Annotated in this window: 12 protein-coding genes; 6 read left to right on the plus strand and 6 right to left on the minus strand. The window is 46.2% G+C overall.

Annotated elements, in window-relative coordinates:
• Positions 1–35: 35 nt before the first annotated feature.
• Positions 36–1,847: a sulfoacetaldehyde acetyltransferase gene (gene xsc, locus QQ041_RS09965; protein WP_050643312.1), complete on the minus strand. Its 1,812-nt coding sequence runs from the start codon at positions 1,845–1,847 to the stop codon at positions 36–38.
• Positions 1,848–2,112: 265 nt separating this feature from the next.
• Here xsc and QQ041_RS09970 point away from each other — a divergent pair, with 265 nt between their 5' ends.
• Positions 2,113–3,093: an AAA family ATPase gene (locus tag QQ041_RS09970; RefSeq protein ID WP_285953785.1), complete on the plus strand. Its 981-nt coding sequence runs from the start codon at positions 2,113–2,115 to the stop codon at positions 3,091–3,093.
• Between the two features lie 3 nt (positions 3,094–3,096).
• Positions 3,097–4,818 (plus strand): cobalamin biosynthesis protein CobT, encoded by a 1,722-nt coding sequence (locus QQ041_RS09975; protein WP_285953786.1) that lies wholly within the window; start codon positions 3,097–3,099, stop codon positions 4,816–4,818.
• Positions 4,819–4,868: 50 nt separating this feature from the next.
• On the opposite strand, the gene QQ041_RS09980 is transcribed toward QQ041_RS09975, so the two are convergent.
• Together QQ041_RS09980 and pta are read right to left on the minus strand one after the other, a co-directional pair.
• On the minus strand, positions 4,869–5,636 hold the full coding sequence (locus QQ041_RS09980) for a sulfite exporter TauE/SafE family protein (protein ID WP_239718793.1): 768 nt from the start codon (positions 5,634–5,636) through the stop codon (positions 4,869–4,871).
• A gap of 57 nt (positions 5,637–5,693) precedes the next feature.
• A complete protein-coding gene (pta, locus tag QQ041_RS09985; RefSeq protein WP_285953787.1) occupies positions 5,694–6,812 on the minus strand; it encodes a phosphate acetyltransferase in 1,119 nt (372 codons plus the stop codon).
• A 156-nt stretch (positions 6,813–6,968) separates the two neighbouring features.
• On the opposite strand from pta, the gene QQ041_RS09990 reads away from it, so the two are divergent.
• On the plus strand, positions 6,969–7,757 hold the full coding sequence (locus QQ041_RS09990; protein WP_061038008.1) for an IclR family transcriptional regulator: 789 nt from the start codon (positions 6,969–6,971) through the stop codon (positions 7,755–7,757).
• A gap of 94 nt (positions 7,758–7,851) precedes the next feature.
• Positions 7,852–9,279, plus strand: a complete 1,428-nt coding sequence (locus QQ041_RS09995; protein ID WP_285953788.1) for an NAD-dependent succinate-semialdehyde dehydrogenase — start codon at positions 7,852–7,854, stop codon at positions 9,277–9,279.
• 245 nt (positions 9,280–9,524) lie between these two features.
• Here the strand turns inward: QQ041_RS09995 and QQ041_RS10000 are convergent, their stop codons facing one another.
• Positions 9,525–11,711, minus strand: coding sequence for a malate synthase G (locus QQ041_RS10000; protein ID WP_146490955.1), 2,187 nt, complete (start codon positions 11,709–11,711; stop codon positions 9,525–9,527).
• Between the two features lie 117 nt (positions 11,712–11,828).
• On the minus strand, positions 11,829–12,782 hold the full coding sequence (locus tag QQ041_RS10005; protein WP_061038005.1) for a LysR family transcriptional regulator: 954 nt from the start codon (positions 12,780–12,782) through the stop codon (positions 11,829–11,831).
• Between the two features lie 130 nt (positions 12,783–12,912).
• Here QQ041_RS10005 and QQ041_RS10010 point away from each other — a divergent pair, with 130 nt between their 5' ends.
• On the plus strand, positions 12,913–14,511 hold the full coding sequence (locus QQ041_RS10010) for an isocitrate lyase (protein ID WP_146490956.1): 1,599 nt from the start codon (positions 12,913–12,915) through the stop codon (positions 14,509–14,511).
• Positions 14,512–14,732: 221 nt separating this feature from the next.
• Positions 14,733–15,311: a hypothetical protein gene (locus tag QQ041_RS10015; protein WP_285953789.1), complete on the plus strand. Its 579-nt coding sequence runs from the start codon at positions 14,733–14,735 to the stop codon at positions 15,309–15,311.
• A gap of 98 nt (positions 15,312–15,409) precedes the next feature.
• On the opposite strand, the gene QQ041_RS10020 is transcribed toward QQ041_RS10015, so the two are convergent.
• Positions 15,410–15,784, minus strand: coding sequence for a cystatin domain-containing protein (locus QQ041_RS10020; protein WP_146490958.1), 375 nt, complete (start codon positions 15,782–15,784; stop codon positions 15,410–15,412).
• Positions 15,785–15,917 lie beyond the last annotated feature (133 nt).

Genomic DNA, 15,917 nt, shown 5'->3' on the forward strand with positions numbered 1-15,917 from the left:
TCGATGATGCGCTGGCCGGACAAACTTCCTACGACTTATACGTAGTCTTTGTACTTATCTAGGAAACGAACCGGCGTTGATAGTGCATCTCGGCGGAACGGGTCGCCCAATTCCTGAGTACACATGATTTCAATGATGGTTGTTTTGCCTTCGTTCATTTGCATGTCGATGGCTTTTTGCAGAGTTGGGCCAACATCTTCTAGCTTATCAACCGTGATACCTTCAGCGCCCATTGCTCGTGCGATTTCCGCAAAGCTTTGGTTATCCAGTTCACCTGCAACAAAACGTCGGTTGTAGAAGTCGACTTGGTTCTTCTTCTCTGCGCCCCATTGACGGTTGTGGAATACCACGGCTGTCACTGGAATGTTATGACGAACACATGTCATGGTCTCCATCAAGCTCATGCCCCACGCCCCGTCACCTGCATAAGAGATAGCCGGACGATGAGGTGCTGCCGCTTTCGCACCAATGATGGTCGGGAACGCGTAGCCACAGTTACCGAAACTCATTGCCGCAAAGAAGCTGCGTGGTTTTTCAAAGCGTAAGTAGCTGTTTGCCACTGAGTTGATGTTACCGATATCCGTTGAAACCATTACGTCTTCTGGCATCGCTTTTTCTAGTTCACGCAATACTTGGCGGGGGTGTAGATATTCGCCACCAGAGAACGGAGTCTCATGCGAGTTTTCTTCAATCATATCCAAGCTGAACGAGTCACGTTCGTGCGTCCACTCATCAAGCTCTTTTTCCCACAACGCTTTTTCTGTTGCCACTGTGTCTTGGCGAGCGCCTTTGTTGTCATCACACAACAGGGCACGACCTTCCAGTCTTTCAGCTAACGCCACAGCTGCTGCTTTCGCGTCGCCACAGATACCAACAGAGATCTTCTTAACGAGGCCAAGCATCTTGTTGTCTGCATCGATCTGAATGATTTTTGCGTCTTTTGGCCAGTAATCCATGCCATGTTGAGGCAAGGTACCGAATGGACCAAGACGTGTACCCAAAGCGATAACCACATCCGCTTGAGCCATTAACTTCATTGCTGCTTTCGAACCTTGGTAGCCTAAAGGACCACACCATAATGGGTGACTAGCAGGGAAAGAGTCATTGTGCAGGTAACTGTTTACTACTGGGGCGCCTAGTCGTTCTGCCAGTGCCGCACACTCTTGAACTGCGTCTGCCATTACCACGCCGCCACCAGAAATGATGACTGGGAATTTCGCTTCAGCAATCAAATCTGCCGCTTCATTCAGAGACTTCTCACCACCCGGGCCACGGTCTAAACGCGCTGGTTTCGGGATTTCGGTTTGAGTTTCGCCGTAGAAGTAGTCACGTGGAATGTTCAGCTGAGTTGGGCCCATTTCGCTCATTGCGCGGTCAAAGCATCGGCCTGTGTATTCCGCCATACGGTCTGGGTGCGTTACGTGTCCTTGATATTTAGTAAACTCTTGGAACATTGGAAGCTGGTTACACTCTTGGAAACCACCTAAACCCATTGTTTTGGTACCTGTTTCTGGCGTCACAATCACGACCGGGCTGTGTGCCCAGAATGCCGCTGCAATCGCAGTTACACAGTTACTAATACCAGGGCCATTCTGGCCGATAACCACACCATGGCGACCAGATACACGAGAGTAACCATCTGCCATGTGAGCAGCACCTTGCTCGTGTACCACTGGGACCAATCGAATGCCAGCTGGAGCAAAGATATCCATTGCGTCCATAAATGCTGACCCCATGATGCCGAACATGTCGGTAACATCATTAGCAACCATAGTTTCAACGAACGCTTCTGATGGTGTCATTGTTACTGTGCCGGAAACAACCGTACGTTTTTCTTGCTCACTCATTCTTCCATTCTCCTTGAGTTAACCAAAATTTCATTTTTCGGAATGAATTGTCTCTTTTTCGAATTCATTTTCACCTTAGTAGTAGATTTTTTGCGCGTCAACTTTTTATATTAAATTGGAACAATTCATTCTAATTAATAAAACTAGATCACATTATTGATAGTTTTTCGTACAAAAAGTGCCGTTAACTTAGAGTGAGCTGTTAATAATCGATGACATATCGCCCATCGCGGCAGTCAATGGAAGCTATTGAGAGGGAAGAAAAATGAATGACGCGGAATTGATACCAACGCAACCAGTAAGTGTGAGAGAGTGTTTTGGCATCGACAGCAACCTAACCGTACTGGCGTTTGAACATGCGGGAGAGTATGTACCCAAGGTCGATCCTAACTACTGTTTTGATCCTGAAGTAACACTAGCGATATTGGCGGGTTTCACCTCTAATCGCCGCACGTTGATACAAGGTACACACGGAACAGGTAAGTCTTCCCACATTGAACAAATTGCCGCGAGATTGAACTGGCCATGTTTGAGGATCAACCTAGACGGACACTTAAGCAGATTAGATTTCATAGGAAAGGACAGCATCGTCATTAAAGATGGAATGCAGGTGACAGAGTTTAAAGAAGGCATTCTTCCGCAAAGCATCCAGCAACCCATCGCTCTGGTATTAGACGAATACGATGCAGGACGACCAGATGTGATGTTTGTGATCCAACAACTCTTAGAGCAAGACGGCAAATACACCTCTTTAGAGCAAAACCGAGTGATCACGCCTCACCCTTCTTTCCGCCTATTTGCTACCTGTAACACACTTGGTTTAGGTAATTTCTCGGGGTTGTATTCCGGTACTCAAGTGCTTAACCATAGCCAGCTTGACCGATGGAACATCATCGCCACGCTTAACTATTTAGATCCACAACATGAAACTAAGATCGTGTTATCCAAGCGCCCAGAGATGAACAGTGAAATCGGTCAGCAGTTAGTTGAGAAAATGATCGCAACTGCTGGGTTAACACGAAATGGTTTTAGAGCAGGCGATCTGTCGACGGTAATGTCTCCGCGAACCGTGATCACATGGGCCGAAAATATCCGAATATTCGATAACGTAGCCACGGCATTTAGGCTTTCATTCCTAAACCGTTGTGAAGATGAAGAGAAAGAGTTGGTAAGAGAATATTACTTCCGCTGCTTTGGTGAGGCCCTAGAAACGCCTACTCAGAGTTATGCGCAGTCGGAGTCGTAAACCATGGCCAATGTTTCTTCTCAGCAGAAAAAGATCCTCGACCTTGGTGTGTCTGTCGCTAGAGCGATCAGTGGTGAATTGAACCTGAATTATCGGGGAGAGCGTCTCTATAACGGTAATAGCCCCTGCTATTATCAGTCAGCACACACCAACGATCTCACCTTTGTTTCTCGCCATGATTTAACAAACAGCAAGCTCTCAATGCAAGGCAAGATCGATTCATCGGCACTGAGACTATTGTTGTCAGATACTGATCTTCACTATTCATTACGACCAAAAAACGAAGTCGAACGTCTGTTATATGATTTCTGCGAACAAATACGAATAGAATCACAAGTCCCGTCTTACCTAAAAGGTGTGACTAAGAGCATTCAGTTCAACTTTGCGTATTGGAGCGATCAGTACCATCAAAATGGCTTTACTGAATCACGAATTGGCATGCTGCTGTTCACATTGATGCAGGTTATCCACACCCGCTTAACCGGTGTTCCAGTTTCTGAGCCGATTGCTGAAACCGTTGAATCAACTCGTGCGGGCATCGTACCTATATTCGGAAGCAGCCTGAAGCGCTTGAAGGCACATCGAGCCGACCAACAACAGTTTGCTCACTGCGCCAATGAACTGGCCTCTTTAGCGCAAGAACTCATCAACCAAGAACAAGAGAGTAATAACTCGCCAACCCCTACGGTTGAAGAAGATATCAAGATCCTCGCGCAGCTTGCTCTTATCGTTGATGGCGACATTCAAGACGAAGACGTCGATATCGATATCACGGGTAGTAGTAAGGTGTTTGAACTGTCGGGCGCCAATTATCAGGTCTTTAATTCAGAATTTGACCAAGTGGTTGCTGCAGATAAACTCGTCAGGCGCGCCCTGTTACTCGAACTGAGGCAAAAGCTCACCGATGACATTATGGCGAGACAAGTGAACACCCGCCGTTTAGCCGCTATGCTCACCAGCTTTGTTGCGACGCCCCAAAGGAATCGACGTCAAGATCATTTGGAAGAAGGCATCGTCAACGCCACCACTATCACCAAACTCATCACATCACCGTTGGATCGTGCTGTCTTTTATCAACCTGACATTGGCGCATCTCATCAATGTGCCATCACATTTCTAATGGACTGCTCAGGCTCAATGCAAAAACACAGTCACAAACTGAGTCTACTAATGGATACGATTCTCAAATCCGTCGGGCTAGCCAACATCCCTTTCGAGATTATCGGCTTCACCACCAACAACTGGAATGGTGGCAAGGTTTATCGGCAGTGGCTAAAGCAAGGCCAACCGAAACACCCAGGCCGATTAAACGAAGTTCGACACATTGTGTTTAAGGATTTTGATACCCATTGGAGACGCTCTCGCCTTGGCATTGCTAGCCTTCGCAAAGCGGATATCTTTAAAGAAGGGATTGATGGTGAAGCGGTTCAGTTCGCTAGCCAGCGCTTGCAGCAACATAGCGCACAGCGAAAGGTTTTGATTGTGTTCTCAGACGGCTGTCCGATGGATACCGCCACCAGCACAGCCAATGATCAGTTCTATTTGGATAACCACCTCAAACAAGTGATTGAGCGCGAGTCGATCAAAAACAGTATCGAAATTCATGGAGTGGGGATGGGCGTCGATTTAAGCCCGTACTACCGAAGTAACATCACTTTAGATGTGCAGGAGAGCTGCTTATTTGGGTTGTCTAGGAGTATCTTTGAGATGCTAAAGCGTGTTTAAACAGAAAGGCTTAGGCTAGCGAATCACTAGCCTCCTTTGTCGAGAATGGTTTAGGAAGAGCCAAGCAACGACCATGCAGAAACAGCCATCAAATACCCACCAATCAACATCAACACTATAAATACCAACTTTCTGAGTTGGTCATTCGACAACGGCGGCGGGAAGCGCCGAGCAAACATAGTCACAAGCGCCACCAAGGGAACAGCAATAGCAGACAACCACAGTATGCTCGCTTCCATATCGCCAGCGGCATAGACATTAACGGTACGGGACATCGACGTACAAGCGAACACCATCAGCAATGTACTTCGTACCAGATCTAGGGTAAAAGGCTGTCGATAGAGATGATAAACAATCGGTGGGCCCGCCATCCCAAACAGTCCTCCCGCGAGCCCAGAACTAAAACCAGATAACAAAAACGATACAGTTGCCGAGCGCTCTTTTCTGGTTTTAGGTTTGAACATAAAACTCAAACCTGCGAATAGCACCATCGCACCCAATAGCCCTCGCAGGATATGCGTTGCCGACTCGCTCAACTCGTCCAGTAAAAACACTCCCAACGACACACCGGGGATAATACCAATCACTAACACCACCAGAATTTTGAGTTCCCCAAGCAGTGGCTTGCCCATCAACGCGACCAAACAGTTAAACAAGGTCACGATACTGACCACGGCGGCAATCACGGGCAACGAAACCAAATTAAGGCTGACCGTAAGACCAATCACGATAATGCCGAGTCCAAACCCCGTGACGGTTTGGAAATAGGTACCCACCGCAATGGTGGCAAGAATAGCGAGTAAAACAGGTAACTCCATTAGCAATCCTAATTAGGTGTTTTTACTTAGTGTGAGTGCGAGCTTTAAGTGTGAGCCTTAGTATCTAAACTCAAATTCTGATTCTTCTCTTTCTTCAGCTTTTTGATCTTCTGAAGCTTTTTTATCTACTGAAGCTTCTTGAGCATTAGCTTCAACATCCGTCGTTGGATTTGCCGTTTTACATTGTTGTGCTTGCACGGCAGTCACCGCGATTACATTGAAGATATCTTCGGCGCTGCACCCTCTGGATAAGTCATTAGCAGGTTGATTCAGCCCTTGCAACAACGGACCAATTGCGACCGCGCCACCTAACCTTTCAGCAAGCTTGTAACCGATATTGCCTGATTCTAAGTTGGGGAATATCAACACGTTTGATTCGCCCTTAACCTCTGAATCGGGCAACTTTTTCGCCGCAATTTCAGTGACAATCGCAGCATCGAGTTGAACGTCCTGATCGACGGCTATTCCGGGACAACGCTGTTTCACTAACTGAGCGGCATTGCGAACCTTATCGACCGATTCGTGTTTAGCACTACCGTTGGTAGAAAATGACAACATTGCCACCTTAGGTTCTTCCATAAGCAGCGTTTGAGCACTGTTTGATGCCGCTACCGCAATGGAGGCCAGTTCAGTTTCATTTGGATTAATCACCAAGCCACAATCACTGAAAATCATGCCGCCTTTAAGATTATGGAAAGGCTCGCACAACATCATCAGAAAGAAGCTCGATACCAATTCACTGTCTGGTGCTGGGCCGATGATCTGCAGCGCAACTCGCACCACATCTGAAGTGGTATAAACCGCACCGTTTACTGTGCCATCGACCAGCCCTTCTCTCACCATCAAGTTGGCAAAAATCAGTGGATCTTTGACCTTCTCCAATGCATCCTCATAAGTCATGCCTTTGGCTTTTCTTAACTCATACAGACGTTCAGCCAACACAGCTTTGAGTGCTGATGTTTGTGGTGAAACAATATGAATGCCTGCGAGATTAATATGATGCAACTGAGCGGCTTCGATAATCGCCTTTTCGTCGCCCACCAGCGTGATATAAGCGAGCTGTTTATCTATCGCTAATCGTGCCGCTTTGAGTACACGAGGGTCTTCAGCTTCACTCAAAACCACACGCTTACGATCTAAGTGCGCCTTATCAATAATCCGTTCAATTGCTTTCATTTTTTAAAATTCCATTTATTGAGATTAATTGTTCCATAATTTATATTTATATTATTGAAATAATAAAAAAGGTCAAATTTTATTCAGATAATTGAAGAATATTGATTTGGTATGTACACTCTTACACATAGACATATCGCAAGGATGAATCACTGTATGCAAACAGAAACACCACAAGTTCAAGGAGATACGCCCACTCTGCGACTTTTTGCACTATTAGAGGTGATAGCGCAAAAAGATGAGTTTATTTCCCTTCAAGGGCTCGTCGAAGAAACCGGACTACCGAAACCCACCCTACACCGTATGCTGCAACAATTAGAATCCGCAGGCATCATTCAAAGAGACGGTGATGAAAAGCATTACAGCTCTGGTATTCGACTCAGAAAGCTGGCTGAAAACCTACTGTTCAACAGCACCATGCACAGTGCACGACGTACTATTCTTGAAAACCTTCGAGCAGAAGTCGGCGAAAGCTGCAACCTAACCGCACTATCGAGTGGTGAGATCATCTACCTTGACCGTGCAGAAACCGAAGCGCCACTTCGCTTCCACTTGCAACCCGGCTCTCGCGTTCCTGTTCACTGCTCAGCGACAGGCAAACTGTTTTTGGCGCACATGTCGAAATCACAACGCAGAAGACTGATCGAAAACGTGCCACTGACTCAGTACACAGTCAAAACCATCACCGACTACTCAGTGTTAGAGCAAGACATCGAAGAAGCAAAGATCCAAGGCTTTGCGATTGATGACGAAGAGTTTCTTCCGGGTTTGGTGTGTATTGCGGTACTCATCCCATCGCCAACGGGCCAATCCAATCTCGGCTTAGCAATCCAAGCACCTGTGATTCGAGTAAAGCCGGACGAAGCGATCAAGTTCCTACCTGCTCTTCAAAAAGCCGCGAAAGCATTGGCAAAGATAGAAGCAGACAACTGGGCGCAAGAATAACCTTGGCAGGCTAAAGCGAATCATCAGCACTGCCATAGACATCAACTCAATAACAGCACCAATACGTGTTAAGTAATCATCGAAAAGGAATCACATGCTAGAAATTAATAACCAGCGCTTACTCTCTTTTATGGTGACAGAAGCGAATAACGCGGTTGCCGTGACCAATCCAGCAACGGGTGAGCTTATTGGGCATGCGCCTATCTCATCTGAGGCGGAATTGGACAGTGCTATCGAGCGAGCTCATATTGCGCAGAAAGAGTGGGCGAAAATTCCGGCTAAATCTCGCGCTGCAATACTAAAAGCTTGGCATCAACTGATCCTCGAAAACAAGGATGACCTTGCTCACTTAATGACGATCGAACAAGGCAAGCCGTTGGCAGAAGCCGCGGGCGAAGTGGTTTATGGAGCAAGCTTTATTGAATGGTTCGCCGAAGAAGCTAAGCGCACTTATGGTGACTCGATCCCAAGTACCGCCGGGGATAAGCGTTTAGTGACAATCAAGCAGCCGATTGGCGTAGCATGTGCCATCACACCGTGGAATTTCCCGATTGCGATGATCACTCGTAAGGCCGCACCTGCTCTAGCGGCTGGGTGTAGTTTTATTGTGAAGCCTTCTGACGAAACGCCACTTTCTGCTTTTGCTGTTGTTGAGCTGGCTTACCAAGCGGGTATCCCTAAAGATCTGCTTCAAGTGGTATTGGGTGACAGCCCAGAACAAATTGGCGAGCTATTCACATCACACCCATTAATCAAGAAGATCTCTTTTACAGGCTCTACCCGTGTTGGCAGTATCTTGATGGCTCAAGCGGCAAAAGGCATCAAACGTACCTCGATGGAGCTTGGTGGTAATGCTCCGTTTGTTGTGTTTGACGATGCGGACATCGATGCTGCGGTTCAAGGCGCAATGGCTTCGAAATTCCGTAATGCAGGGCAAACCTGTGTTTGTGCTAACCGATTCTATATTCACAGCAAGGTGCACGACGAGTTTGTGGCTAAATTCGACCAAACGGTGCAGCAACTTAAAATTGGCAACGGCTTAGACGCGGGCGTCAACATTGGCCCTGTGATCAGTGAGAGAGCGAAACAAAACATTCAAGGTTTGATTGATCGCGCGATTGAACAAGGTGCACAGCCTGTCACCCCAACTCAAGAGCTTGCGGGATTGTTCATTCAGCCTGTAATTCTTAAAGACGTGAAGCACGATATGGACATCGTTCAACAAGAGATCTTTGGCCCTGTCGCTCCTGTTATGAAGTTCGACAGCGATGAAGAGCTGATCGAAATGGCGAATGACACCATTTATGGTTTAGCGTCTTACTTCTACAGCCAAAATATCCACCGTGTGTGGAAGGTAGCAGAAGCACTTGAGTACGGTATGGTTGGCATTAATGACGGCATGATCTCAACTGAGGTTGCACCTTTCGGTGGGGTTAAACAGTCAGGCATTGGCCGTGAAGGTGCTAAAGAAGGCATCGACGAGTACATGGATATTAAGTATCTATGCTTCGGTGGCAACTAAGATTTTGGCGAAAATTAAGCTTCGGTGGGAAATAATATAGCTGCTTTTCACTTCCAATCTCAGATCCAGCATCTAACTAACAGCTAAAAAAAGCCGCGCTATAAAGCGCGGCACCTTGGGCTCGGTTAAAGGGGGTTTCTTTTTTAGTATTTTTCTTTCTCTGTTTTTATTATTAGATCACTTTTCTATTTCAGTGATTTGGGCTTTTTGTGCTTCCGCTTATCTGCGGCTCAGCACTTTCCGACTCAAGCACTCTGAGCTTTCAGCTTTAGACGCATCGCGTGTAACACTGGCTCGGTATAACCACTCGGCTGAGCACAGCCTTCAAATACCAACTGACACGCTGCTGAAAACGCAATGCTGTTTTCAAAATCAGGCGCCATGTTTTGGTAGCTTGGATCTCCTGCATTTTGCTCATCAACCACAGCTGCCATACGCTTCATGGTTTTCATTACTTGGGCTTCCTCACAAATACCATGACGTAACCAGTTAGCGATGTGTTGGCTTGAAATACGCAGCGTCGCACGGTCTTCCATTAACCCTACATCGTTAATATCAGGCACTTTCGAACAACCTACGCCTTGGTCTATCCAACGAACTACGTAACCAAGAATACCTTGCGTATTGTTGTCCAGTTCATTTTGGATATCTTGAGCAGTAAGCTTTTGGTTGCCTAGCAGCGGGATAGTAAGAATATCGTCAACATTTGCTCTCACACGCTCACGAAGCTCTTTCTGACGGCTAGGAACACTCACCTTGTGATAGTGCAAGGCATGCAGAGTCGCCGCAGTTGGAGAAGGAACCCAAGCGGTATTTGCACCGGCTTGTGGGTGTCCGATTTTCGCGTCCATCATCTTGGCCATGTTATCTGGCTCTGGCCACATACCTTTACCAATCTGGGCTTTACCTTGCAGGCCACAAGCTAAGCCAAGATCAACGTTTTGATCTTCGTATGCGCCAATCCATGTCATGGTTTTCAGCTGTGTTTTAGGTGCAAAAGGCCCTGCTTCCATACTTGTATGGATCTCATCCCCCGTTCGGTCTAGGAAACCTGTGTTGATAAATACGACACGGTCTTTGGCTGCGCGAATACACTCTTTCAAGTTCACAGAGGTACGACGCTCTTCGTCCATGATGCCGACTTTAATCGTGAAGCGATCTAAACCTAATGCATCTTCAATGCGACCAAACAGTTCATTGGTGAAAGCCACTTCTTCAGGGCCATGCATCTTAGGTTTAACAATATTAATGCTGTTCGCGGTCGAGTTTTGGTAAGGGCTATTACCCTTTAAATCGTGCATTGCGATAAGCGATGTCACCATGCCATCCATGATACCTTCAGGAACTTCGTTACCTTCAGCATCAATAATCGCAGGGTTAGTCATTAGGTGGCCCACATTGCGTATGAACAACATGCTGCGGCCTTTAAGCGAGATTTCACCACCCGTCACACTGGTGTATTGACGATCGGGGTTCAGATTACGAACAATGGTTTTGCCGTTTTTCTCTAGCGACTCTTGTAGGTCGCCCTTCATTAAGCCCAACCAGTTGCGGTAAGCCAATGCTTTGTCTTCACCATCAACCGCAGCGACAGAATCTTCACAATCCATAATCGTGGTTAGTGCCGATTCCACCAGCACATCTTTAATACCAGCAACATCGACGCTACCAATTGGCGCGCTCGGGTCAATTTGAATTTCGATATGGAGATTATTGTGTTTAAGCAGGATACAAGAAGGTGCGCTTGCGTCTCCTTGATAACCAATAAATTGGTTGCGATCAATGAGAGTGACTTCTTCGCCATTATCTAACGTCGCTGTCAGCGTGTTGCCAATGCTCACGTTGCTGATGCTGTATTTGGTCACGTCTTTATGAGAAACACCATTCAGCGGTGCGGCGTCATCAAGGAACCCGCGCGCATAGCTCACTACTTTGGCGCCACGAACAGGGTTAAAGCTTCCACCTTTCTCTGCACCATCGCTTTCGCTGATCACATCAGTGCCGTAGAGCGCATCATATAGACTGCCCCAGCGCGCGTTTGCTGCGTTAAGTGCAAAACGTGCATTCATGATAGGCACCACAAGCTGCGGCCCAGCTTGTGTTGCGATTTCAGGCTCTACGCTTGCGGTAGTAACTTGAAAGTCTTCGCCTTCAGGTACTAGGTAGCCAATCTGCTGTAGGAACTGTTTGTACTCTGCAGCATCTAATATTTGACCTGCACGCTCTTGGTGCCACACATCGATTTGATGTTGAAGATCTTCACGTTTGATAAGCAGTGCACGATTCTTTGGTGCCAGATCTTTAAGGATGGCTGCGAAAGATTGCCAAAAGTCCTCTGCAACTATGCCTGTTCCAGGAATGACCTGCTCATTAATTAATTGGTAGAGGGTGCTATCAATGCTCAAGCTTCCCTGTTGAATACGACTGCTCATAAAATCTCTCTCAAATTAACCGCTGACTACTAAATAAATTTACGTAACTGACAAAAATTTAGCTAATTTATGCCGCTTATATTGGATATTCACAAAAGAAATACCACAAAAACTGTGTTATCCGGTCACACCACTTTCGATTTCATTGGCGACACTTTTGATCAAGCGACGCATCCACTGGTGATCTGGATTGGTTTGTAACAATGGGCTCCACGCCATCTTCACTTCAAAGGGTTCAATCGCAAATGGGGCTGGTTTGATTAACAAATTAGGGTTGTTGCGCTGCAATTGCGCGGCTTTAGTTGGAATAGTAAGGATAAGGTTTTTCTGCTGAGCGAAGAGAATCGCAGATAGGTAATGTCGGGTAAACACCGTGATATTGCGGGTTTTACCAATGCGCATTAACGCTTCATCTATCCAACCGAGCTTTTGCGCTTCACTTGGGTTGATCCCGACTCCGGTTCCCATACCCGTCTTACTTACCCAGATATGTTGCGCTTTTAAATAGGACAAAATATCAAAGTTATCGGCTATTGGATTATCACAACTGAATAGGCAAGAGAACCCGTCGTGCCAAAGGCTCATCTGGTGAAAGGACTGTGGAATGTCATCAAAACGGTTGATAATAATATCAACCGTGCCTTGCTCTACATCCTGATAGCTCACATCACTTGGCGTCATGATATCCAAGCGTATTTTCGGCGCTATCTCGCTCAGTTTTTTCAATAGCGGCTGAATAATGGTCGACTCAGCATAGTCACTCGCCATGATACGAAACACGCGCTCACTGTCTTCTGCATTAAACTCTGTGGTCGGCTGGAGTGTCTTTTCTACATTCGCCAAGATGTTGCGGATCAGCGGTTGCAACTTTTGCGCTCGCTCGGTCGGCACCATCCCTTCACTGGTTCTCACCAATAGCGGATCTTCAAATAGATCGCGTAGTCGGCGCAGTCCATTACTCATGGCTGGTTGAGTTATTCCTAATTGATTTGCCGCTCGTGTAACGTTTCTTTCACGTAGCAACATGTCTAAATACACAAGTAAATTAAGGTCTATACGAGCAATATTCATAAGAAAAATACCGAATATAATAACTATAAATTAACAAAATTATCACATGCGTGGTTATTCTTTGTCCATAGCAAAGTTTTAATCCAAGCCAATTTGGCAACCATACCCCACGTGAAACTAAGGAATAGTTATGTCGCAAATTACACAAGATATCGAAATGATAGAAGTTGCAAAAAGCGCTGCAGGTGCTCCATGGGATGCAATCAATGCTGAATCTGCTGCTCGTATGCGAGCTCAAAACAAATTCAAAACAGGTCTAGATATCGCGCAATACACAGCAGATATCATGCGTGCGGATATGGAGGCTTACGACAAAGACAGCTCTCAATACACTCAATCTTTAGGTTGCTGGCATGGTTTTATCGGTCAACAAAAGCTGATTTCTATTAAGAAGCACTTTGATGGCAAGACAGATCGCCGCTACCTATACCTTTCAGGTTGGATGGTTGCAGCACTTCGCTCGGACTTTGGTCCACTTCCAGACCAATCAATGCATGAGAAAACATCGGTTGCAGGCCTAGTAGAAGAACTATACACATTCCTGCGCCAAGCTGATGCTCGTGAACTGGGTGGCTTATTCCGTGAACTGGATGCAGCCCGTGAAGCAGGCGATGTAAACCTACAAGATCGTATTCAAGACAAAATTGACAACCACGTAACACACGTTGTGCCAATCATTGCCGATATCGATGCAGGTTTCGGTAACGCAGAAGCGACTTACCTAATGGCTAAGCAGATGATTGAAGCGGGTGCATGTTGTCTGCAAATCGAAAACCAAGTTGCCGATGAGAAGCAATGTGGTCACCAAGATGGCAAAGTAACGGTTCCACACGCTGACTTCCACGCAAAACTTCGTGCACTTCGTTACGCTTTCCTTGAACTAGGCATCGACAACGGCGTTATTGTTGCTCGTACCGATTCTCAAGGTGCTGGCCTAACAAAAGAAATCGCAGTAGTGAAAGAGCCGGGCGACCAAGGTGATATCTACAACTCATACCTAGATGTTGAAGAGATCGATGTTGCAGATATGGCAGAAGGCGACGTTTGCTTTAACCGTGACGGCAAGCTAGTTCGACCTAAGCGTCTACCTTCAGGCTTATATCAATTCCGCCAAGGTACTGGTGAAGACCGTTGTGTATTCGACTGTATTGAAGCAATCAACGCAGGTGCTGACCTACTTTGGATTGAGACTGAGAAGCCACACATCGGCCAAATCAAAGAGATGATGGACGGCGTTCGTGAAGTTCACCCTAACGCGAAACTGGTTTACAACAACTCTCCATCATTCAACTGGACGCTAAACTTCCGTCAGCAAGCTTACGATGCATTGGTTGCTGAAGGTAAAGATGTATCAGCTTACGACCGTGCAAACCTAATGAGCGCGGAATACGACGAAACTGAACTGTCTGCGAGTGCTGACGAGAAGATTCGTACATTCCAAGCGGACGCATCTCGTGAAGCGGGTATCTTCCACCACTTGATTACGCTACCGACTTACCACACTGCAGCGCTGTCTACCGACAACCTTGCGAAAGAGTACTTCGGCGACCAAGGCATGTTGGGTTACGTTGCAAATGTTCAACGTAAAGAGATCCGCCAAGGCATCGCATGTGTTAAACACCAAAACATGTCTGGTTCAGACATCGGTGATGACCACAAAGAGTACTTCGCTGGTGAGAATGCACTAAAAGCAGCGGGCGAAGCGAATACATCTAACCAATTTGATTAATCTTGATTAATCGCTAGAGCTAAAGCCTCCCCCGCCCTTCTCTCTTACTTAGGTAAGATCCGGGGGAAGGCTTTGAGATAAAGCTTGTACTGCCGGCTTTATCTCAAAGTCTAAGAATTGTGTTCTACACCACGGTCAGCTAAGCAACATCTGTTTAAGCTAACTGTATTCATGTTGTTGAGATTCCTGTTTGTTGATATTTCTTTTGATCGAGAGTGCCTATGACTTCAATACCTAAACACCTACAAGATGCAAAAACGCTGCTATCAAAAAATGGTTTCGCAACGGGTGATACTTGGTATCACGGCACATCTTCAGCCTTGCTTGCTTCAATTAAAGGCCAAGGCCTGAAACGTTCTGGAGACAAAGCACTCAATGAAGCCGCTTCAAAAACCATGGCAACGATTGGTAATAACTACACCGAGTCGGTTGAACCTGTGTTCCTAACTCAGAGTAAAGAGCTGGCGTATTACTGGGCGCAACAAACCGTTCGTGAGCGAGGTGTTCGCTTCGAAGGTGAAGAACAGCCTATCGTGTTAGCGGTAAACCTATCTGAAAAGCAACGAGCTAAAGTAAGACCGGACGTGGGTGCGATGAGCCTGTTAATGATGAGTGTGGGTGAACAGTTCATGGCTCACATGGCTAAGGTTTATCAAGAGAACAACATCGCAGGCCCTGATATTGAACTTCGCACTGCTGATCGTATGGATTACTTGAACAAGCTGGGTATGGCTTACATTGATGAAGACATCAGCCGAGCTTGTATTCAAGAGTTAGCTGTCCCCGAGCTGGCCAACTAAAAACGTTCAATAATCAGTCTTCTTAAAAACAAAAATGGCTCCCAATAAGGAGCCATTTTTATTTGCAGTCTATCTAACAAAGTACAGACGCATCTAGACTATGAACACAAACGACCTTTCTGTGCCGGTTGCATCATTTCGATGTCACCCTGTAGAGATCGATATACGATGGTATTCCACACTTCACCATTATCCATTTCAAATTCGATAGCATAGTTCAAACCCGCGACGACCTGAGTTCGAACACTCAAGATCTGCTTGAGCTCAGCTGAAGTATTCATTTGGCCAAGAACCGCGTCTAGAGCTTGCTTAGCTTCTGGTGTGATATCGCTTTGCGACCAACCACCAGTTAGGTTTTGAGTGCTACAGATAGGGTTCGCATTTTCTTGTGATTGAGCTAAAACCTCAGCCTTCTGGCTGCATCCTGCTAACGCAGCAACACTAAACAAGGTTGCCAATAGTACTTTCTTCATAAACCCTCACTAAATAAATCATTAACGAGTGACCACTCGCAACGATATTTCATATGCAGACAAGCTTAAACTTCTAATGTCATCACTTCATCAGAGATTATGGTATAACTACTCTATAAACACAGAAGATTGT

Origin of the sequence: Vibrio sp. TMPB1044 (assembly GCF_030442075.1) — a bacterium.
GTDB lineage: Bacteria > Pseudomonadota > Gammaproteobacteria > Enterobacterales > Vibrionaceae > Vibrio > Vibrio satsumensis.

Excerpts from the sequence above, each read along its gene's own strand:
- QQ041_RS10010 (WP_146490956.1), top strand. The coding sequence starts at position 12,913 with ATGTCGCAAATTACACAAGATATCGAAATGATAGAAGTTGCAAAAAGC.
- QQ041_RS10020 (WP_146490958.1), bottom strand. The coding sequence starts at position 15,784 with ATGAAGAAAGTACTATTGGCAACCTTGTTTAGTGTTGCTGCGTTAGCA.
- pta (WP_285953787.1), bottom strand. The coding sequence starts at position 6,812 with ATGAAAGCAATTGAACGGATTATTGATAAGGCGCACTTAGATCGTAAG.
- QQ041_RS10015 (WP_285953789.1), top strand. The coding sequence starts at position 14,733 with ATGACTTCAATACCTAAACACCTACAAGATGCAAAAACGCTGCTATCA.
- QQ041_RS09975 (WP_285953786.1), top strand. The coding sequence starts at position 3,097 with ATGGCCAATGTTTCTTCTCAGCAGAAAAAGATCCTCGACCTTGGTGTG.
- QQ041_RS09995 (WP_285953788.1), top strand. The coding sequence starts at position 7,852 with ATGCTAGAAATTAATAACCAGCGCTTACTCTCTTTTATGGTGACAGAA.
- QQ041_RS10000 (WP_146490955.1), bottom strand. The coding sequence starts at position 11,711 with ATGAGCAGTCGTATTCAACAGGGAAGCTTGAGCATTGATAGCACCCTC.
- QQ041_RS09970 (WP_285953785.1), top strand. The coding sequence starts at position 2,113 with ATGAATGACGCGGAATTGATACCAACGCAACCAGTAAGTGTGAGAGAG.
- QQ041_RS09990 (WP_061038008.1), top strand. The coding sequence starts at position 6,969 with ATGCAAACAGAAACACCACAAGTTCAAGGAGATACGCCCACTCTGCGA.
- xsc (WP_050643312.1), bottom strand. The coding sequence starts at position 1,847 with ATGAGTGAGCAAGAAAAACGTACGGTTGTTTCCGGCACAGTAACAATG.
- QQ041_RS09980 (WP_239718793.1), bottom strand. The coding sequence starts at position 5,636 with ATGGAGTTACCTGTTTTACTCGCTATTCTTGCCACCATTGCGGTGGGT.
- QQ041_RS10005 (WP_061038005.1), bottom strand. The coding sequence starts at position 12,782 with ATGAATATTGCTCGTATAGACCTTAATTTACTTGTGTATTTAGACATG.